The sequence below is a fragment of the Nocardia neocaledoniensis genome (genome assembly GCF_029868625.1).
GTDB classification, from domain to species: domain Bacteria; phylum Actinomycetota; class Actinomycetes; order Mycobacteriales; family Mycobacteriaceae; genus Nocardia; species Nocardia neocaledoniensis_A.
Window position 1 is genome coordinate 1 of sequence record NZ_JARWOJ010000176.1, and the last position, 19,591, is coordinate 19,591.

Sequence of the window (19,591 nt, forward strand, 5' to 3'; positions counted from 1 at the left end):
TGTTTTTCCCACTGCGCGGCCCCCCCCCGGGCCAACTCCGCCCCCCACACGGCTTTCCCCCGGGGGGGCCCCCCTCCCGGGCGCCCCCCGAATCCCGTATCTCACGTCTGGCGTTCCCCGTTCGTCTTCTCGGTAGGACAACGAAAGGACACCGCAGATGAGCATCCGCCATACCGTGGTCGAGACCGATCTCGGACCGATCACTCTCGTCGCGACCGGCGCGGCCGTCACCGGACTGTACTTCCGCGACCATGTCCGCCGACCCGGCGGCGAGACCTTCGGCGACGGGGCTCCCGCGGACCCGTTGCTCACCGAGGGCGCCCGTCAGCTGCGTGACTATCTGGCGGGCCATCGCCTGACCTTCGACCTGCCGCTGTCCGCCGACGGCGATGATTTCCAGCGGGCCGTGTGGGAGATCGTCGCGGCGATTCCGCGCGGCGAGACCTCCACCTACGGCCGCATCGCCGAACGTCTCGGTGCTCGCGCGCTGGCGCAACGCGTCGGCCAGGCCGTCGGCGCGAATCCGCTGTGTGTGTTCGTGCCGTGTCACCGCGTGGTCGGAGCCGACGGCTCGCTGACCGGGTATGCCGGTGGGCTGCACCGCAAACGGATCCTGCTCGACCTCGAAGCACCGGCCCCCGTCAGCGCCGGCCGGCTGTTCTGACCGCGCCGGGATGACGATGAAACCACCGTTCGAGCAGATCGTCGAGCAGCACGGACCGACCGTGCTGCGGGTCTGCCGCGTCGTCCTCGGCGCCCACGACGCCGAAGACGCGTGGTCGGAGACCTTCCTCGCCGCGATGCGCGCCTACCCCGACCTCCCCGACGACGCCAATATCGAGGCGTGGCTGGTGACGATCGCGCACCGCAAGGCGATCGACGTGGTACGCGCCACGAACCGCACCGCGCTGCCGGTCGACGAGCTGCCCGAATCCCCCACGCGCCTGGGCATTCCCGGTTCCGGCGAACCCGATCTGTGGGCAGCGGTCTCCGCCCTGCCACCCAAACAGCTACAGGCCATCGCCTACCACTACGTAGCCGGCCTGCCCTATGCCGACATCGCCGACATCCTCGGCGGCACCGTGGACGCGGCCCGTCGAGCCGCCGCCGACGGCGTGAAGAAACTCCGAAGAACCTACCCGGGCGCCATCATGGAAGGAGTCCACGCATGACCGAGATCGGACGCGATGGCGACCTGACCGCCCTGCTGTCGACACCCGTCGACGCCGACCTGATGGCCCGCCTGCACCAGCGCCTCGCGCGCCGCGCCGACGAGGCCGACCTGCTCGACATCGCCTACACCACCGTCGATTCCCCCGTCGGCGAGCTGTTGCTGGCCGCGACCCCCAAGGGTCTGGTCCGCGTGGCCTATGCCAGCGAGGACCACGACCGGGTCCTCGAGACCCTCGGCCAGAAGCTGAGTCCCCGAATTCTGCGCGCCCCGCACCGTCTCGACACGGTCGCCCGCGAACTCGACGAGTATTTCACCGGCCACCGCCGTGCCTTCGATGTCGACCTGGATCTGTCGCTGTCGCACGGTTTCCGCCAGCTCGTACAGCGCCATCTGCCCGAGATCGCCTACGGCCAAACCCGCAGCTACCGCGAGGTCGCCGAGCTCGTCGGCAATCCGAAGGCCGTGCGCGCGGTGGGCACCGCCTGCGCCACCAACCCCCTGCCGGTCGTGGTGCCGTGCCACCGCGTGGTCCGCACCGACGGCAGCCTCGGCGGCTACATCGGCGGCGCCGCGGCCAAGACCGCCCTGCTCACCCTGGAGGCGGCATGACCACCGATCCCTGGCACGACCGGGTCGCCGCCGGCGACTGGCCGGCGATCACCGCCGAACTCGACGAGTACGGCGGCGCCCTGCTCCCCCAGCTGCTCACGCCCGCCGAGGCCGCCGCGATCCGCGACCTCTACGACCGCGACGAGCTGTTCCGCTCCACGATCACCATGGGCCAGTACCGATTCGGCGAAGGCCAGTATCGGTACCTCCGTACGCCCTATCCGGAACCGGTCGAACGCCTGAAGCAGGCGCTGTACCCACGCCTGCTCCCGATCGCCCGCGAGTGGTGGCGCAAACTCGGCCGCGAGACGCCATGGCCGGACACCCTCGACGAGTGGTTGCGCATGTGCCACGACGCGGGCCAGACCAAGTCCACCGCGATCCTGCTGCGCTACGGCCCCAAGGACTGGAACGCCCTGCACCGAGACCTGTACGGCGACTTGGTCTTTCCACTCCAAGTGGTGATCAACCTCAACGAACCCGGCGTCGACCACACCGGCGGCGAATTCCTGCTCCTCGAACAACGCCCCCGCGCCCAGTCCCGCGGCACCGCGACCCTGCTCCCGCACGGCCACGGCTACCTGTTCACCACCCGCGACCGCCCTGTCCGCTCGACTCGCGGCTGGTCGGCGGCCCCGGTCCGGCACGGCGTCTCCGCCATCCGCTCCGGCCACCGCACCACCCTCGCCCTGGTCTTCCACGACGCGGCGTGACCGTGCGCACCTACCAGCTCCTCGGCGCCGACGGCCGCCCCTACCGCTCCCCGACCCCGGGCACCTGGGGCGGCCACCGCCGCACGAAGATCTACGGCCGCCTGAACTGCCCCTCGGCCCAGCGCGCCCTCGCCCGCGGCCACTACGCCACCCACCGAGTGTTCTTCCCCGACGAACCCACGGCCATCGCCGCAGGCTACCGCCCGTGCGCGGTCTGCTGCCGAGAGCGCTACTTGCGCTGGAAAGCCACCAGCACTCTCACAACCCGTACTTACGCACGAAATCCTCGGTGAGATCCACCGCGGGCACCCCCGCCTCCGTCGCCCGCGTCTCCACCGACGTCTCCTCGACCAACCGCTCCGGCTCCGGCGGCAACTGCCGCCACTTCGCCCGCGGATCCTCGTCAGCCATATCCCCTCCTGCAGTCAGTCTCCAGAATAGCCCCGTATCAGCGCGATCCACGTCTCACCGGGATAGCCTTATCGAACGGCGCCGCGGCTCACACCACGTACGAGATCGTCGCAGCCACCGACAACGCCAGCATGCCGAGGCAGTTGATCCAGAACTCGTAGCCGAGGAACCGGGCCCGGTAATGGGCGTACGCGGCGCACACGAAATACGCGATCACGCCGACCGCGGTGGCGAACCCGACCCCGGGATACACCAGTCCCCCGAGGAGACCGACGGTGGCCGCCAGCTTGATGGCGATCAGCGTCCACCACCAGTCGCGGGGAAACCGGACGCCGTCGAGGCATCGCTGAATGAACAGTGGAGGGCGCACGGACATGAGCGCGTCCGCGAAGAGCGAGAGCGCGAGTAGTGCTGGTAGCCACCATGGTTGGGGGGCGTGGATCATCGGTTTTCCTTCGGGTGCGTGATGACGAATTCGATGGTCTGCTGTAGTTGGACTGCCGCGTCCGGCATCGCGATGGCACCGCTGGCCGCGGTCATCAGCAAGCCGAGGTACGCGAGATAGATGGTCCGAGCACCGGCACCGACCTGGCTGCTGGGTAGCGCTGATCGGGCGAGCACGGTTTCGAGTTCGGACAGCAGGGCCAGCGCGAGATCTCGAAAGATGACGGACTCGTGGTTTCCACGAACCAGGATCGACAGGTACTCGCGTGCGAGCTCGGCGTCGACCGCGAAATGTCCGACGAACGGCTCGAAGAGCTTCAGCACGTCCTCGGTGGTCGCGGCCGCCGTCGAGGACGTGAGTACGGCTTGCCTGCTGGTGTGCACCGCGGTGATCCAGTTGTCGAAGAGCGCGACCAGCAGCGCGTCCTTCTCACCGACCGCCATGACGGTCCCGGTGCTCACATTCGCTTCGGCGGCGATCTGCCGAATCGTGGTCGCCTTGAAGCCTTGCGCGCGAAAGAGCCGCTCGGCCGCCGCCCAGACCTTCTGTCGCGTCGCCGCCTGCTGCGCCGATCTCGACTGAACATGTTCACTGAACATGTTCAGGAACGTACCCGACGGTGGCCATCAGACGCAAGCAGTGCGCACCCACCGCCTGCGGACCAGGGACCTCGCAATCGGCACCCCAAGCTCGATTCGCCACGGGAACCCGTTGTCCATCCAGGGAAAGAGAGCACGGTCGGGCTGTAATCGATTGTTCGCGAACGGCTTCGGGATGCCGGCGCGGCATGGATTGCTGCGAGCGGAGACCGGCCGCGACGAGTCGACCACTGCCACACGGCAGCCGTGGCGGGTCAGCCGGCCACTGGATGACCCGCCCTCGACAACACCTCAGAAACTCTTGTGCGGCACCCCGACCGTGAGCCCACCGTCGACCACGAACTCCGCACCGGTGGAGTACGAGGACTCGTCCGAGGCGAGATAGGCGACCAGCGCCGACACCTCATCGGGCTCAGCCGCCCGCTTGATCGGAATCTGCAGGAAGTCCGCCGGAATCCCCTCGGTCATCGGCGTCGAGATCAGCCCCGGGTGCACCGAGTTCACCCGGATCCCCTGCGCGGCCAGCTCCAGCGCCGCCGACTTGGTGAGCCCGCGCACCGCGAACTTCGTGGCGGTGTACCCGTGCAGGCCCGGGCTGCCCCGCATCCCCTCCACCGAGGAGATGTTCACGATCGACCCACCGTCTGTCATCGCGGGCACCGCGGCCTGCATCCCGAGAAACGTTCCGGTGAGGTTGATGTCGATGATGCGCTGCCACTCGTCCAGCGCGAAGTCCACCAGCAGATTCCCGTTGACGATCCCCGCGTTGTTCACCAGCACGTGCAGCCCGCCGAACGTCTCGACCGCGGCGGCGACGATCGCGGCCCACTGTTCGGGTTCGCGCACATCCAGATGGCGGTAGATGGCGGCGTCGCCGAGTTCCTTCGCGACGAGCGCGCCGTCGTCGTCGAGCACGTCACCGAGCACCACCGACGCGCCCTCGGCGACGAATCGCCGGGCGTGCGCCGCGCCCATTCCCCGCGCACCGCCGCTGATCACCGCGACCTTGCCGGCCAACCGTCCCATGTCCACATACCTCCTCGCGAGAACTGAGCCGTCCTCACCGTAGGAGGCCGGGCGATTCTTCGTGGGGATATGGGCTCGCTGGCCGACGTCAGCAGGTCAGGTTCGCGGCACCGTACGAGGCGAATGAAACATGCACGTGGTCATAGTGATTCTGGGTCGCGCTACCCCGGTCCTCCATGTAGGACCAGCCGCTGCCGTCGTTGAACTGCTGCTGCCAGATCACATAGGTGACGCCGAAGCGCGCCTTGTTGGCCAGCACGAACGCGGCGATCGCGTCGCCCTGCGCCGGGTTCGACGTCATGATGTCGAGCGCGAGACCCGCGCCGTGGTCACCGTCGTATCGACCGTGCGCGCCACCGATGTCGGAGAGCCCGAACATCTTCTGCACCATGTGGCTGACCTGCGCGACGTGCGGCTGCGTGCCCTTCCACTCCGTCGAGCACAGCAGCTTGGCCTTCATCGCCGAGAGCTTCGCGTCCTCGTCGTCGGCGGCGACCGGCGGCGGTCCCGGCTCCGGCTGCGGCGCGTCGTGCGCGAGCGCGGGCAGCGGATCGAGTTCGATGGCCGACGGCGTGTGCGGTTCGACCGCACTGACCTGCTGCACCTCGGACCCGGCCGGCCGCAACGCCATCCAGATCATCGCGGGCACAGTCGCGGCGAGGCTGCATACAGCCAGAGATGCGCGGCCCGTGGGAGCCGCGGGAACGCGATGTTGACCAGGCACGTTTTCAATCACCAGCTACTGTCGAGAACAAGGTCTCTGTCAGATTACGAAATGGTCGCGAAAATGTCACGCTCGTGCGACGGGTTGCGCACGATCGGACAAGTATCCCCTATACGCCGCGATTGTGTAGTCCGATCGCGTGTCGGGAGTACGCTCATGTCGTCCGCGTCGCCGCGCCGACCTGGAGGTTCGCATGGACGTGCTCCTCGGAATCGGAACCCGTAAAGGCCTGTTCCTGGCCCGGAGTTCGGACGGCCGGGCCAGCTGGACCGTGAGTCCGCCCCAGTTCCCGGTCGCCGACGTGAAGGCCCTCGCGATCGACACCCGCCGCGGCACCCCTCGCCTGCTCGCCGGCGTCCTGAACAGCCACTTCGGCCCGACCATGGTCGCCAGCGACGATCTCGGCGAGACCTGGACCGAACCCGACGACGCCCCCTTGGCCTTCCCCGAGGACACCGACGCCGCCCTGCGAGGGGTATGGCAGATCACACCGTCGACCGACGCCGAGCCCGAGGTGGTCTACGCCGGTGTCGAACCCTCGGCCCTGTTCCGATCCACCGACGGCGGACGAACTTTCACGCTGGTCAGAGGCCTGTGGGACCATCCGCACCGCCCGCAGTGGGAACCGGGCGGCGGTGGCCTGGCCTTGCACACCGTCCTGCCGCATCCCACGAATCCGCAGCGCCTCGCCGTCGCCATGTCGACCGGCGGCGTCTACCAAACCGCCGACGGCGGCACCACCTGGCGCCCCACCAACAAGGGCGTCACCGCCGACTTCCTGCCCGGCGAACTCCCCGAGTGGGGCCAGTGCGTGCACAAGGTCGCCCGCGACGCCGACGCCCCCACCACCCTCTACCTGCAAAATCACGGCGGCGTCTTCCGCTCCACCGACGACGGCACCACCTGGCAGTCCATCGACTCCGACCTTCCCCCAGCCAACTTCGGCTTCCCGATCGTCGCCCACCCGCGCCGCTCCGGCGTCCTCTACACCTTCCCCCTCGTCGCCGACATGGACCGCTTCCGCTTCCCACCCGACGCCACCTGCGCCGTCTACCGCAGCGAAGACGCCGGCGACACCTGGACCGCCCGCACCGACGGCCTCCCGAAAGTCCCCTTCTGGGCCGCCGTCATGCGCGACGCCATGACCGCCGACAACGCCGAACCCACCGGCATCTACTTCGGCACCCGCAACGGCGAGGTCTACTGCAGCCCCGACGAAGGCGACCACTGGGCCCTCGTCGCCGACAAACTCCCCGACGTACTCTGCGTCCGCGCCGCCGTCATCGGCTGACCATGGCCACCGTCCTGCTCCCCGCCCAACTCCGCCCCTACGTCGACGGCGCCAAATCCCTCACCATCGACGCCCCCACCCTCCGCGAGGCCCTCGACACCCTCCGCGACCGCTCCCCCGCCCTCGAACGCCGCCTCCGCGACGAACGCGGCACCCTCCGCCGCTACGTCAACTTCTTCATAGACGGCGACGAATGCCGGACATTGCAAGGCCCCGACACCCCACTACGCCCGAACAGCGAGCTGATGATCATCCCCGCCGTAGCTGGTGGCTAACCTGCCATTCCGTCGAAATACCCACGGGCAGCGCGGATACCCGAACACCGCCCAACGCTCACGTATCCAGCTACGCCGCAGCTCGCTGCGAGCCGACGCAAACAGCTCCCGCAACGCGGGATCCGCTTCGATGCGTGCGATCGTGTCCGTGTCGGGGAGATAGGGGCGACCCCGCACAACCCACTCCCGGCGCAACTCCGGTAGGCACACCTGGATCTCGTCGAGTTCATCGGTCCTGGAGCCGGACCAGTCCATCCGGTCGGGTCGATCCTGAACACCGATCACATAGCCGAGGTACTCGTTCCACAGCGAGTACGAACTCGCCAATGTCATCTCGGCGGGAACATCCAGCTGGAGCAACCACCGCCCGTGCGCCCATTCGTGATCGCCGAGCAGCATTCCGGCCGTCGTTCTGACAGCCCTACGCCGCCAGACCCGCCCAGGCCAGCACCACACCGGAGGCAGATCACCATCGGCGATGCCCCGCCGTCGCATCTCCGCCACCACCTCGGCGTACGCACCACGCCAGTTGCCGACCACCAGATCCCAGTCGGCGCGATACACCCCGGTCGCACGCAGCGCGGTGACCACTTCCGGCGCTTGCAGCGTCCACAGTCTCACCAACGCAACGATATCGGCGCGTCCGAACCCTTTCGGGGAAGGCATCGACAACGCGTACACGGCATCGCTCGAACACCCCGACTATCGTGTAACCACCACTCCCCCAACATCTTCGAAGGAGCCACACCCGTGCCGGATCGCCTGGCCCAGCTGACCGCAACCCTCGGCACCCCACCCCCGCCGGAATTCGCGGCGCTCGACATCGACGACCTGGCCCGCCTCGACACCTTCGTGGAATCCGCCCTGGCCGCCCGCAAAGCCGCGATGGACGAGGCCCTCGGCGCAGGCATGCACTTGATCCCCCGCCTCGCCCGCCCCGCCGTCCGGAAGGTCCTGGGACTATGACCACCCTGCGCCACACGATGGCCGAGATCGCGAAGCTGGCCCGCGTCCTCGACGTCGACTCGACCGAGCTGGATTTCCTTGCCACCCAACCGGCTTCGGCGATCAAGACCTTCCGCGACCAGGTGAGCGACGAACTGTCCGGCCGCGACGTCGCGCGCATGCAGCGCATCGCCGCCGCCGTGAAGCTGGTCCCCAAGTCCGTCGCCGCCCTCGTCGCGGAGAAGGCCCTCGGCCCCGCCCTGGCCGCCGCGGTCGCCGGCGCCGTCGATCCGGCCCGCGCGGTCGCGATCGCCGAATCCCTGTCCCCGAAGTTCCTCGCCGACGCCACCGTCCTCCTCGACCCGAAGCGCGCGGCCGAGGTCATCGCCCGCGTCCCCGACACGATGGCCGCCGAGGTCGCCAAAGAACTCATCGACCGCGGCGACTACCTCACCATGGGCCGCCTCGCCGGCGCAATGCCCGAATCCGTCCTCTGGGCCGCCCTCCCCCAGGCCGCCGACCGCGACATCCTCCAGGTGGGCCTGCACCTCGAGGACAGCTCCCAGGCCGAACGCCTCCTCGGCATGGTCACCGACCGCGTCCCCGGCATGGTCGCCACCATGTACGCCGAGGAGAAGTGGGCCGACGCCATCTCCCTGCTCGACATCATCGGCCCCGCCGAACGCGCCCGCATGGCCGACATCGTCGCCGAACAGGACGACGAGATCCTCGACGGCCTCCTCACCGCCGTCGCCGACCTCGACGCCTGGGACGCCCTGCTCCCCGTCGCCGCCGACATGGCCATCACCGGCCTGCGACGCCTGGCCCAACGCCCCGTCATGCACGACCCGGCCACCCTGGCCCGAGTCTCCGACATCTCCCTCACTCAGAACCTCTGGCTCGACCTGCTCCCCCTCGTCCCCCACCTCGACGAGTCGCAGCAGCGCCACATCGCCGAACGCGTCCTGTCCGAAGACGACGACTCCCTGCGCACCCTGATCCTCGACTCCACCCCCGAGGCCCCCACCGTCATCCCCCTGGCCCTGTCCATCCCCGGCCCCTCCCGCACCCGAGTCCTCACCCTCCTCGACGCCCTCCCCGAACTCGACACCCTCGTCGACCTCCTCGACGCCGAACACACGGCCGCCTGGTCAACGCTCACCGCCCTCAGCGCCGAACTCCCCGATCGAACTCGCAAACTCCTCGTCGTCCGGGCAGCGAACTGTGGGCTGGAGGACATCTCGGAAGCGCTGACGAACGAACCGTCGCACTGAACCGCGGCAGGTCGGCCGGGACACCGGCCATGGTGCGGCTGCGAGCCGACCGCACCGGTTAACCGGTGTCCCTCGGCTCCCACAAGGCCCTCGGGTCGGCGAGAAGTCCCTCCGCTCCCCTCATTCCATGGTCGTTACGGGCTCTCGCGGGCCGACCCGAGCAGGTCCAAGCAGATATGGCTTCGGCGAATCCACCCGGGCGATGGGTACGACCCGAGGTCGAGCATTCGGTCCGACCCGAGGTCCACCAGCAGCATCACCGCCCCATCAGCGGCCCGATCACCGCCATCACATCCACACCCGACGGCAGATCACTGACCTGCCCATCACCGACTTCGATCACCCGCCACCTACCATCCGCCCGCCGAGCGACATCGGTCGTCACGAACCGACAGCCGAGCGCGGCCACCGCCCCCGCCACCCCGGCCAGCTCCGGCTCGGGCCACACCGCCGGATCGTCGGGATGCGGTCCGACGAGCACGGGTTCACCATCGACCCACCAGACCCTCGCCTCGGCCGCCCGACCCCCGCCGACCTCGGTGAAGTCCTCGAACTCCCGCAGCACGACCCCACCCGCCAGATACTCCTCTTGCAACTCGACGAACCGCCCGACAACCCGCCGCAGGCCGGCAACGTCACGCAGATCGGGCACGTAGCAGGCCGTATCCCATTCATGCTTACGCGACTTCACATAGTCCTTGACGATCCCCGGTCCCGCACCGAGCTCCCCGGCCATCCCCGCGAGAACCGCTTCACCGGGCACCTCCCCCGACTTCGCCGACACCCACCGCGAACGCGGCGTCAGCTCGGCAAACGACTCGTACCACCCCGGCAATTCATGCGCCTTGGCATAGCACTCGGGCGACACCACCAACGCACACTCCCGCTCCGAAAGCGCCTGCGCCAACGCACGATAACGCTCCACCGACATCATCCACCCGCGATACCACATCGCCCCACCACCCCGAGGCACCCGCCGCACAGCCGCAACCGCGTCACCACCCGAGAGCGCCTCATGATCCAGTAACGCGACCGCCCCACCTGCGCTCCGCACAGCCTCAGCCTGTAGGGCGAAGTGATCATCAACCCGACGTGGATTCAGTGGATCGGAACAGAACAAAATAGTCGCGGTCACAGCCGAATCCTATTGCCGTGAGGCAGGTGGCAACACGAGATGCCAACCGGCGAACCCCGCCCCGTACGCCGGGATCATGCGAGCCGCCCACATCCCAGCTCGCATTCCCGACAGGGGCGATCAAGCGTGCTGCGTCCCTGCCAACTCGCGTTCCGCCGCCCGCGCGCTGAAAGGACACTGCCACTCCACCGGCTTCGGCCGCCCGGAGTACCGACGCGCCTCCGACAACGTCTCGTACTCCATCAGATTCGGATTGATATCCCCCTGCAACGAGATGTCCTGCTTCCGGATCTTGTCCGCCAGCCGATCCCACATCCCATCGGCCTTGATCCGCGCGAACTGCTCATGCGAATTGAACGCCAACATCGGAAACGGCGGCCGCCGCCCGAACCGCCGATGCGTCTCGTGCAACCCGATCACGAAGAACGGATGCCCCGCCACGCTGTACTTGAACTCACTGGACTGCGGATCCGACGAACACCCGTCCGCCCACGCGAACCGCTCCGCGTCCGCCTCGTGCAACAGCTGCAAGTGCTCCCACAACAGTTCCTCGAACCGCAGCTCATCCACCCCACGAGGCTGCTCGAACGTCGCGATGAAGCTGGTGAACTTCCGCGACCCCCAGTCCGCCCCACCGACGAACTCCGCCAGATCCGCGGCCATCAACCGAGCCGACTCATCCCCGCCCATCACCTCATAATGGCGATGCGTGATCCCACCCTGCCGCCAGGCGGAGCGACCCGCCAGACAAGCGAACCGATCTCCGAGAAGGAACCGCTCCACCTCGGTCCGCGCATCCGTCGTCAACCCCGCCGATCCTTTCCAACCACATCCCGATACCGAGCGGGTGCGCTCCGATCGAATCGGCGAATGCAGCCACCTCGCCCACACTGCGGGGCTGATCCTGTCAGCCGACCAGCCCGCACGCGAATCGATAGAAACGACATCGATTCCCATTTGCCCCGCTCGAGGGCATGGTCGGCCAGTCCGACGTGCTGCGAATCACGTCCGCGGATTCACTGCCGGTCCCGCTCGCCGGACCCGTCACAGCGAAAGTGGGGCGCTTCGGCACACCCCGCCCCGACTGCTTCCATTCGTTCGACGCCGCCAACCTGACGACCATCCGCAGCAGGTAGTCGATCCCTTCGATATCGAGCGGAGGAGCATCCCGCCTCGAGGGGCCTACAACTCGAAATAGTCCTCGTCGAGTTCCACCACGGTGAACACCGCACGCTGCTGGACCCCCACCCCGTACCGGATCATCAGTTCCGCCAACCGTTGCCCGTCGATCAGAATCACCCGAATCGGAACGTTCCTGGCATATTCGCGGGCGTGCTGAGTGAAGGTGCTTGTGGTGATGAAGACACCGCGCGAGGCACCCACCCCATGCAACGCGCCAACGAACGCCTGCACCGTGTCCCGGCCGACATTGTTTCCCTCGCCGTATCGCTTGGCCTGCACATAGATCTGGTCCAGCCCGAGCGCATCCTGGTCGATGACACCGTCGACACCACCGTCGCCGGAGCCACCGATCCGCTGTGCGCGCCGTTCGGTGCCGCCATAGCCCATCGCTACCAACACATCGAGAACCGTCTGCTCGAAGGCGGCGGGATCCTGACTCCGCATGCGCTGCAACAGCTCAGCGCTCACCTCAGCATGGACCCTCTCGACGCCGGCCTCGATCTGTTCGAACGGGTCAGTTGCGCCGCTGAGTTCGGCAACCGGGTCGGCGGTCAGATCCGCGCGAACCGGGACATAGGTCGCATACGCCGGGATCTTTTTCAGTTCTCGCTCGCCCAGTCCCTCCGGGTACGTCACGAGCGCGGCCCGACCCTCTTCGGAGATACGGAACATCGCCCGCGCGGGCTTGGTGACGAGTTCGGCGCGAACCAGCGCGCTGAGAGCCCAGCCGATCCGATTCGGTGCTCGTCGCTGCCCCGAGGGCAGAACCTCCGCGCGCTGTGTGTCGGTGAGCCCGATGTGGTCGCATACCGCGGTGACAAGCTCTCGTGTCCGCCAGACCTCCCCGTCCGCCAATACTTCGAGAATAGGCGTAAGAAACCCCGACCAGATAGGCATGGTCGAAACCGGCTCGGACAAGTCCTACTCCTCGTCTCGTCGGTGTGGCTCACCCGTCTCACGCCGACCCGCACCACCCAATCACACGTACCGACCACCGGTACATCCAGACATCGTTCCCCACGTGCGGCTGGAGCACTAGATGTCGCCCCTGTGCATGTACGCGTCGATCGTGCACTCGACACGGTTTGCGCTAGGGGCACGCGGGATACGCTCGCAGCGCCGGTGACCGCAATGGCGTGCGTGTGGCGGCTACTGTACTCTCCAGCCCAGATCGCTGAACTACCAAGGGGGAGTAGGCATCACATGCGATTCGCGAGAGCGCACATGCACCACCAGCTATCTCGTCCTGGCCTGAACCATGTCTGAACTATCGGTCGAGACGGCTCAGCTCAACGGCTTCAAACTGGAAGGGCTGCGGCCCCACTGAGGATCCAGACGTCGAGTTCGGGATCGGGCACTTCGATGTATCAGTCGGAAGCGACACAATCGTACGTTCCCGAGACGACGGGCTGTACGCCGAGTGGAGCTATAAGGTGTACATCTGGGACTACTACAACTTTGAAACGAAGAATTGGATTCCATTTGGCCACGTCAAGCGAAACCAAGCCAACTCCATCGGCAATCACATGCGTGATCTCGAAGAATTCGGGTGGGCACGAAGTTTCATAGCCCGCGGACAATCCGACACCATCCAGACCTGGACGCAGAGGCTATGAAACGCAGACTGACCTTTGCACTCCTCATCGCCGCGATAGGCGCGCAAACATTTGCACTGACAGCTTGCTCGAGTGAGCGCAAAGACCTCCTATCCCTTGAGACCTGCGGCTCACTCGTGTTCCCAAACGGCGCAAAACTCGTCGAATTCGAGCAGCAGACAGGTTTCGGCGATGAAGTAGTTACCGCTGTGGTAGAAATCCCCGCCGGCGAAATGGGTGAGTTCAAGACCAAGTCAGGCCTTGCCAAATTCACTGCCGGGGTGCCGAAAGATTGGAAGTACCACTGGCGGGATACGAAGAGCCTCCCACTGCTGGAATCGGAAACTGCCCATCGCGCCGACGAAGGGCAGATCGCCCAGACCAGGTGGGTCGCCTATACAACCAAGGACACCTCCGAGATCGTCTTCATCCACGCCGTCTGCTAGCCGCGTCAAGCCGATTCTCGCGTTGGCTGACACTGCATCGACGCAGCATCAATTGCATGCGAAGCCCTGGTAGCCGGTGCGATCGCTGAACCGCTGCCCGCCTTCCGTCGTTGCATGAGCTCGCCGACGACAAACCCACCATAGCGACGTCACACCACTGCCCACGTCCGCGATCCCGAGTGGGCGCTGGTGTCGAAGGAATCAATGCGACGGCACAGATCTTCAACTATGTTGTCCAGCAAGGGATTAGCGTCGCCTGACACGGAGAGCGGCGACATCGACCAGGTTGGGGGAACCATGGCCAATATCCGACGTGAGCGGCGCCTGCGCGCCGCCGAGCAGACGCTCGCCGTCCAGACCCACCTGAGCTCGTCGGAACGTCGCGTGCTCACGGGCATTCTCGCCAGCGAAGGCTGGCAGCTGTTGATCCGTACCGCGGCGTTCCGCCCGGGCAGGCCCACAGCTTTCGCGATCGGCCCCACCGGGGTGTTCGCCGTCGTGTTCGCTGCGACCATGCCAAGCCCTTCCCAATTCGGTGAATTGCGCAAGCATGCCGAAGAACCGCTCGCGCGCCTGGCCCTCGACGACTTCCGTTTCGTCCCGCACATGGCCGAGATCGTCGTGGTGCTCCCCGGCCGGGTCCGCCCAGAATCCGACGGTCGCGTTCACGTCGTCGACGAACCCGGTTTCGTCGCCACCTTGACCGGAGGCGACCGGCGATACAAGCCCGCCCGCGCCGCCCAACTCGCGGCTTCCGGCATCGACAAATACACGCACCTTCGACTCGATCTGATCGACGAATCCGACGCTCCAGCTGAGCTTTTCACCGAGACAGACCTCAACGAGGCCGAGCGTGCCGCCGCCCTGGCCCGCCCGTTCAGCGACTGGATGACCTTCCTCGACCCAGCTCAGCTCTCCTTGGTGCACGCTAACTTCAATGGCCCCGCACGCATCAGCGGACCAGCCGGCACCGGTAAGTCCGTGGTCGCTCTGCACCGCATGGCACATTGGGCCAAACGCAACCCGGGCCGACTGATGTTCACAACGTTCGTGAAAACCCTTCCCACCTTTCACGAACGCGGCTTCGCCCACCTTGCCCCGCGGGCGGCCGACCGCGCGCTCTTCACCGGCCTCCACGCCTGGACCCTTCGATTCCTCAAAGACCGAGACGTGCCGTTCAACCTCGACGAGGCGGCTGTGAATGCCTCCCTCGCGGATGCGTGGCGCCGTGTTCGCGACACCCTCACCGGCGTCAAAGGCACCGACTTCGGCTACTGGCACGACGAAATCGACCGCATCATCAAGGGTCGCGGGTTGCGCGACTCCGCCAGCTATCTGGCGGTACAGCGAACTGGCCGCGAGGGCATCAGCCTGCCGCCTTCGATTCGAAATACAGCCTGGGAAGACTGGTTCATCCCCTACCAGCAAGGTCTCGCGGCGCGCGGCGCACACGACTTCAACGACCTCATCGCCCTCGCCGTCGGGGAATTGCGCGCCCGTCCCCTCACCGGCGACGAACGATTCGGCCTGGTCGTCGTCGACGAAGTCCAGGACTTCACTCTCCGCCAGCTCCAGCTCGTCTACGAAATCGCCGGTGCCCGTGAGGATTCCCAGCTGCTCCTGGTAGGTGACAGCCAGCAACGCGTCTACGTGGGCAGCTGCACCCTGGCCGAGGCAGGTATCCCGGTCCCCGGTGGCCGCGGCCGCATCCTGCGCACCAACTATCGCAACCGTGCCGCAGTCCTGTCCTATGTCCAGCGCATCGAAACAGCCGGATCCGTCGACGACCTCAACGGCGGCGCAGGCGTCGTCATCCGCGAAAGCAACGCCACTCTCCCCGATGGCCACGTCGTAGAAGCCCGACTCACCCGCCGCGAATCACTCACCGCGCTCCCCCAGGCCATTCGCGACGCGAACCTGAAGCCCGACGCCGACATCGCCGTCATCGTCTCCACCAGAAGCGACATCGATCGCTACCTCACCGTCCTGCGCAGGGCGGGCCTGCGCGCCATGCCACTGGAGCACTACGACGGCACCCAACCGACCGACATCAAGGTCGGCACCGTCCACCGCGCCAAGGGCATGGACTTCACCGCCGTGTTCCTCCTCCTGGCGAATCCACCCACAACTCACCCCGGTGGGCGCGATGCCGACGCCCTCCGCTCCCGCCAGCACCTGGTGGCCGCCAGCCGAGCCCGGGACTACCTCTGGGTGTGCACGCTGACCGACTGACGGCCAGCAACGAGCTCCGATCAGCGCCCGAGTTCCTCGCGACATTGTTCCTCCGACTTGGTCGAGACGCAGTCCCACCACTCTCGCTGAACGTCACCCGAGGTCGGCGGCTCACCGCACCGCTGACCGCACCGATCAGCACCGATCACCGGTGACCCGTCAGGCCACCGGCAAGAGCCTGCAGCGTCGCAGGTGTATCCGCGGCCGTAGGGATCAGGCGTACCGGTGGACTCGAGCCCCGATTGGGACTCCTCCTCCAGGTACTGTTCCCCACCGCGACTGTCGAAGCACCATTGCGAGAATCGGGTGGTCCCGTCGCTCCATCGTGCGGGACCTGGTGTTCCCTCCAGACACTCGACGACGTACGGCTCAGCCGCTGGCGTCGGTGCGGGCACGGTTGCCATCTCACGTTCGGGGGTCGGTGCAGGAAGGGAGGGCGTTTCGATGAGCGACGACGCCGGAGAGGGTTGCACGCCGGTCCCAGGAACAGCTGCCGATTCCGTACCCTCCACGACGCCGCTGCTCGGCACTGCAGGAATGGGACTGTCGGGGCCATCACCACAGCCGACAACCATCAGTACCGCTGCGACAGCGAGAGCTCCCACGACTCGACCAAGCGGAACGATCATGATCGTTGCCTCCTCAGGTGGTGTACCTGGCTATCGACTCAGCCGACCTCGTTGTTTCCGGGTGCCCCCGAATCGAACGCGACCAGGCTTCGACCAGTCAGTGACGAATCTGATGGCAGGATAGGCAGCGCCACGCACCTAGCCATGGGGGTCAGTCCACGAACAGGAAGTTGAGGGCGAATTCCGAACGATCCTTCAGAATCGCTTCGTATTGAGTCATCGATCGTCTGCCCACCGAGTGTTCTCCACGGAGTACGGATTGGTCGTCGACTACCTAGCCGAAATCCTGCGGGCGGAGCGGTCCGAGGACTTCTCCGTGGACAGTCGATGCGGCGCCTGGATTCCTGAACTATTTTGGTGGGCAGTGTGTTCCACAGTGTCGCTTGGTGGGGAGGGCCGGAACGTGGTTGATGGTGGGCGGGCGCGGCATGCTTGGCTGGTTCGGGCGGGGAGTCAGGGGCAGCGGGAGGGGCGGGCGCTCGAGGAAGGGCTGGTCGTTGTCGGGTGGGATGAGGTGGGGGATCTCAGGTCGTATCGGACCTGGGAGGAGTTGAAGGCGGGGATTCGTGCGGCGTATCCGGATGCGTCGGCGACGGTGGTGGGGAATTGGGCGGGGCAGTTATGGAAGTTCGGGACCGAGATCGTGGAAGGCGATCTGGTCGTGATGCCGTTGAAGGGGCCCGCGGGGATGGTGGCGATCGGGCTGGTTGTCGGGGAGTACGAGTATCGGTCGCAGGAGCCGGAGTCGTTTCGGCAGGTACGCAGGGTGGAATGGTTGCGCACCGGGGTGCCGTGGGAGGCGATTCGGTCGGATTTGCAAGCCAGTCTCGGTTCGTTGCTCACGGTGTGTGGCCTGCGACGGCACAATGCGGCGGTGCGGATCGCGCATCTCGCTGAGCACGGCACCGATCCGGGGTATGTGGGCGATGTGGCGGCGACCGGGTCCGACGAGTTGCTCGCCGACGCCGGCGCTCGGGATGCCGGGAATCCGCGGGAGTTGACGATTCGGAGTCTGCTCGAGCACTGGGGGTTCGAGCGGCGGACGGCTGCCGCGGTCGCGATGATCAAGGCTGATCTGGCGGAGAACGGGCTCACCACGCGGCCGCCGTTCACCGAGGGGCCGCTCAGTGAGGTGGTCGCGATCGTGCCGCTGGAGAGTGAGCCGGCGGTGGGTGCGACGCGTAGTGCGCAGCGGGAGTCGGTGGAGAATGTCGTCGAGCCCGAGCCGATGACGCGGCGGTTGGGAAGTCTTCCCGCGGCGCTGGTTTCGGTGCCGTCGAATGTCGAGCTCACTACCGCGAAGACGACGATGGTGCGGCATCAGTATTCACAGCTGGCCGTGATCGACGAGCACGACGGGACGTATCACGGTGCGGTGACGTGGGAGTCGATCGGGCGGGCGCACATCGCTACGGATCATCCGACGTTGGCGGATGCCACGGTGCCCGCAGTGGTAGTCGATCACGACGCTCCCCTACTCGATCAGATCGAGGCGATCTACGACCACGGGTTCATCTTCGTGCGGGATCCCGATCGGGTGCGGGTGAGCGGGATTCTCACCGCGTCCGACCTGACTCGCCAATTCGGCACCCTGGCAAAGCCGTTCGTGCTCATCGAGGAGGCGGAGAACCGGTTGCGGCGGGCCGCGCGGGACCATCTCGACACCGAGGACTTCAAGGCGGCCGCGCCGAAGAATCGGCGGGCGTATGTGACCGAGCCGGAGCATCTGACGTTCGGCGGGTATGTGCATCTGCTGCAGAGTCCGACCAGTTGGCGCAAGCTCGGGTGGCGGTTGGACCAGAGTCAGGTGATCGAGTTGGTGGAGCAGGTGCGGGTGGTGCGGAATGAATTGATGCACTTCGCGACCGATCCGCTGTCGGCCGGGCAGGAGGCCGCGGTGCACGGTCTGCTCCAGGTGCTGCGGACAGCGGAACCCAATCCGTGATGCCGGTCAGGAGCGCAGCTCAACGCTTCGAGCGGTCGTTACCCGCTGATGGAGAACGGGAACAGCGGCAGTTTCGCCAGTTGCTCGCCCGGCTTCATGACGAATGATCGGCCGGTGCAGTCGCCGTTCTCCCAAAAGGTCTGGGGGACGGTGCCGCCGTTGACGATGGAGCCGGCGCCTTGCGGGCCGAGACTCGCGACGCCCAGCTCCAAGCAGCTCTGCGGCGCGACCGACGGCACTTCGCCGTGCGGGAGAGTGTGCAGCAAGTCCTTGAAGTCGGGCATGCCCCACCAGCACACTGTGGCCTCGGGGCACTGCTGAGTCAGGACCGCCGTCGGCGTGCGTGGCGAGGTCGTCGTCGGATTCACCGTGGCCGGAGCGATGGGTGTGGTGACCTGTGACTGTGTACTGGGGTGAGCAACGGACGTCACGGAGCCGCCGCTCGGTGGGACATCGCCGTTGGCATCGGACTGCAGTGCCATGAAGACGAGTGCCGCACCGACCACGCCCGCTACGAGGAAACCACCGGCCACCACCAGTTTCACGGTGTTCCGGTGCTCTTTCGTGCCCTTGCGGCTCACCTCGGTTTCGCGCCGCCACACACCGAAGTTCGTGCTGGACCGCGCTTTCCGTGTGTACGACTCGTTCTGCGCACTCCGGTGCTCCGCACCGAGACTTGCGCGGCCGTGGACATGGGCCTTCGGTTCGCCCTCGGCGGGCGGGAGTTCTCCACTCACCGGCACAGGGTAGCGCCAGTTCCGTTGGGACGCGCGAGCATTGGGTGATCCAGACTGGTCCGGGAACGCAAAAAGGCCCCCAGCAGATGCTGGGGGCCTTTCGCAGAATATGTCCGGCGGTGTCCTACTCTCCCACACCCTGTCGAGTGCAGTACCATCGGCGCAGGTGGCCTTAGCTTCCGGGTTCGGAATGGGACCGGGCGT

Annotated in this window: 23 protein-coding genes and 1 rRNA gene; 13 read left to right on the top strand and 11 right to left on the bottom strand. The window is 66.7% G+C overall.

From position 1 onward, the window contains the following. Positions 1-157: 157 nt before the first annotated feature. From QH270_RS12435 to QH270_RS12455, 5 genes are read left to right on the top strand one after another with little or no spacing between them, the layout of a single operon-like run. Positions 158-664: a methylated-DNA--[protein]-cysteine S-methyltransferase gene (locus QH270_RS12435; protein ID WP_280341142.1), complete on the top strand. Its 507-nt coding sequence runs from the start codon at positions 158-160 to the stop codon at positions 662-664. 10 nt (positions 665-674) lie between these two features. After that, positions 675-1,172 (top strand): RNA polymerase sigma factor, encoded by a 498-nt coding sequence (locus QH270_RS12440; protein ID WP_280341144.1) that lies wholly within the window; start codon positions 675-677, stop codon positions 1,170-1,172. Then, positions 1,169-1,783, top strand: a complete 615-nt coding sequence (locus QH270_RS12445) for a methylated-DNA--[protein]-cysteine S-methyltransferase (RefSeq protein ID WP_280341147.1) — start codon at positions 1,169-1,171, stop codon at positions 1,781-1,783. The genes QH270_RS12440 and QH270_RS12445 overlap by 4 nt, the downstream gene beginning before the upstream one ends. Next, on the top strand, positions 1,780-2,496 hold the full coding sequence (locus tag QH270_RS12450; RefSeq protein ID WP_280341150.1) for a 2OG-Fe(II) oxygenase: 717 nt from the start codon (positions 1,780-1,782) through the stop codon (positions 2,494-2,496). The genes QH270_RS12445 and QH270_RS12450 overlap by 4 nt, the downstream gene beginning before the upstream one ends. Continuing rightward, entirely contained in the window at positions 2,493-2,789 is a 297-nt protein-coding gene (locus QH270_RS12455) for an Ada metal-binding domain-containing protein (RefSeq protein ID WP_432420350.1), read from the top strand. The genes QH270_RS12450 and QH270_RS12455 overlap by 4 nt, the downstream gene beginning before the upstream one ends. On the opposite strand, the gene QH270_RS12460 is transcribed toward QH270_RS12455, so the two are convergent. The 5 genes from QH270_RS12460 to QH270_RS12480 form a co-directional block, all read right to left on the bottom strand. Further along, positions 2,755-2,907 (bottom strand): hypothetical protein, encoded by a 153-nt coding sequence (locus tag QH270_RS12460; RefSeq protein ID WP_280341152.1) that lies wholly within the window; start codon positions 2,905-2,907, stop codon positions 2,755-2,757. The two genes, QH270_RS12455 and QH270_RS12460, sit on opposite strands and share 35 nt — an antisense overlap. Before the next feature lie 88 nt (positions 2,908-2,995). After that, positions 2,996-3,352, bottom strand: a complete 357-nt coding sequence (locus QH270_RS12465; protein WP_280341154.1) for a DoxX family protein — start codon at positions 3,350-3,352, stop codon at positions 2,996-2,998. Then, positions 3,349-3,951: a TetR/AcrR family transcriptional regulator gene (locus QH270_RS12470; RefSeq protein ID WP_280341157.1), complete on the bottom strand. Its 603-nt coding sequence runs from the start codon at positions 3,949-3,951 to the stop codon at positions 3,349-3,351. Before QH270_RS12470 ends, QH270_RS12465 begins: the two co-directional genes overlap by 4 nt. Positions 3,952-4,242: 291 nt before the next feature. Further along, entirely contained in the window at positions 4,243-4,977 is a 735-nt protein-coding gene (locus tag QH270_RS12475; protein ID WP_280341159.1) for a glucose 1-dehydrogenase, read from the bottom strand. Between the two features lie 88 nt (positions 4,978-5,065). Next, positions 5,066-5,617: a hypothetical protein gene (locus QH270_RS12480; RefSeq protein ID WP_280341161.1), complete on the bottom strand. Its 552-nt coding sequence runs from the start codon at positions 5,615-5,617 to the stop codon at positions 5,066-5,068. A 277-nt stretch (positions 5,618-5,894) separates the two neighbouring features. Here QH270_RS12480 and QH270_RS12485 point away from each other — a divergent pair, with 277 nt between their 5' ends. Together QH270_RS12485 and QH270_RS12490 are read left to right on the top strand one after the other, a co-directional pair. Beyond that, positions 5,895-6,992, top strand: coding sequence for a WD40/YVTN/BNR-like repeat-containing protein (locus QH270_RS12485; protein ID WP_280341162.1), 1,098 nt, complete (start codon positions 5,895-5,897; stop codon positions 6,990-6,992). Positions 6,993-6,994: 2 nt separating this feature from the next. Further along, positions 6,995-7,267 (top strand): MoaD/ThiS family protein, encoded by a 273-nt coding sequence (locus tag QH270_RS12490; RefSeq protein WP_280341165.1) that lies wholly within the window; start codon positions 6,995-6,997, stop codon positions 7,265-7,267. On the opposite strand, the gene QH270_RS12495 is transcribed toward QH270_RS12490, so the two are convergent. After that, positions 7,217-7,933 carry a hypothetical protein gene (locus QH270_RS12495; protein ID WP_280341168.1) on the bottom strand — a complete coding sequence of 239 codons (717 nt, stop codon included), beginning with the start codon at positions 7,931-7,933 and terminating at the stop codon, positions 7,217-7,219. The two genes, QH270_RS12490 and QH270_RS12495, sit on opposite strands and share 51 nt — an antisense overlap. An 84-nt stretch (positions 7,934-8,017) precedes the next feature. On the opposite strand from QH270_RS12495, the gene QH270_RS12500 reads away from it, so the two are divergent. Next, entirely contained in the window at positions 8,018-8,233 is a 216-nt protein-coding gene (locus QH270_RS12500) for a hypothetical protein (protein ID WP_280341170.1), read from the top strand. Then, entirely contained in the window at positions 8,230-9,486 is a 1,257-nt protein-coding gene (locus QH270_RS12505; protein ID WP_280341173.1) for a hypothetical protein, read from the top strand. Before QH270_RS12500 ends, QH270_RS12505 begins: the two co-directional genes overlap by 4 nt. A gap of 256 nt (positions 9,487-9,742) precedes the next feature. Here the strand turns inward: QH270_RS12505 and QH270_RS12510 are convergent, their stop codons facing one another. Continuing rightward, entirely contained in the window at positions 9,743-10,420 is a 678-nt protein-coding gene (locus QH270_RS12510; RefSeq protein WP_280341175.1) for an ATP-grasp domain-containing protein, read from the bottom strand. Positions 10,421-10,741: 321 nt separating this feature from the next. Continuing rightward, positions 10,742-11,428 carry a guanitoxin biosynthesis heme-dependent pre-guanitoxin N-hydroxylase GntA gene (gene gntA, locus QH270_RS12515; RefSeq protein WP_280341177.1) on the bottom strand — a complete coding sequence of 229 codons (687 nt, stop codon included), beginning with the start codon at positions 11,426-11,428 and terminating at the stop codon, positions 10,742-10,744. A 167-nt stretch (positions 11,429-11,595) separates the two neighbouring features. On the opposite strand from gntA, the gene QH270_RS12520 reads away from it, so the two are divergent. Continuing rightward, positions 11,596-11,757, top strand: coding sequence for a hypothetical protein (locus QH270_RS12520; RefSeq protein WP_280341179.1), 162 nt, complete (start codon positions 11,596-11,598; stop codon positions 11,755-11,757). A 46-nt stretch (positions 11,758-11,803) separates the two neighbouring features. Here the strand turns inward: QH270_RS12520 and QH270_RS12525 are convergent, their stop codons facing one another. Further along, entirely contained in the window at positions 11,804-12,721 is a 918-nt protein-coding gene (locus QH270_RS12525; RefSeq protein WP_280341182.1) for a restriction endonuclease, read from the bottom strand. Positions 12,722-13,415: 694 nt separating this feature from the next. On the opposite strand from QH270_RS12525, the gene QH270_RS12530 reads away from it, so the two are divergent. The 3 genes from QH270_RS12530 to QH270_RS12540 all read left to right on the top strand — a co-directional run bounded on the left by QH270_RS12530 (position 13,416) and on the right by QH270_RS12540 (position 18,650). After that, positions 13,416-13,844, top strand: a complete 429-nt coding sequence (locus tag QH270_RS12530; protein ID WP_280341186.1) for a hypothetical protein — start codon at positions 13,416-13,418, stop codon at positions 13,842-13,844. A 228-nt stretch (positions 13,845-14,072) separates the two neighbouring features. After that, positions 14,073-16,076, top strand: coding sequence for a UvrD-helicase domain-containing protein (locus QH270_RS12535; protein WP_280341189.1), 2,004 nt, complete (start codon positions 14,073-14,075; stop codon positions 16,074-16,076). An 888-nt stretch (positions 16,077-16,964) separates the two neighbouring features. After that, on the top strand, positions 16,965-18,650 hold the full coding sequence (locus QH270_RS12540) for a CBS domain-containing protein (RefSeq protein ID WP_280341192.1): 1,686 nt from the start codon (positions 16,965-16,967) through the stop codon (positions 18,648-18,650). A 38-nt stretch (positions 18,651-18,688) separates the two neighbouring features. Here the strand turns inward: QH270_RS12540 and QH270_RS12545 are convergent, their stop codons facing one another. Beyond that, entirely contained in the window at positions 18,689-19,387 is a 699-nt protein-coding gene (locus QH270_RS12545) for a hypothetical protein (protein ID WP_280341194.1), read from the bottom strand. Positions 19,388-19,498: 111 nt separating this feature from the next. Continuing rightward, positions 19,499-19,591, bottom strand: a 5S ribosomal RNA gene (gene rrf / locus QH270_RS12550); the annotation flags it as partial.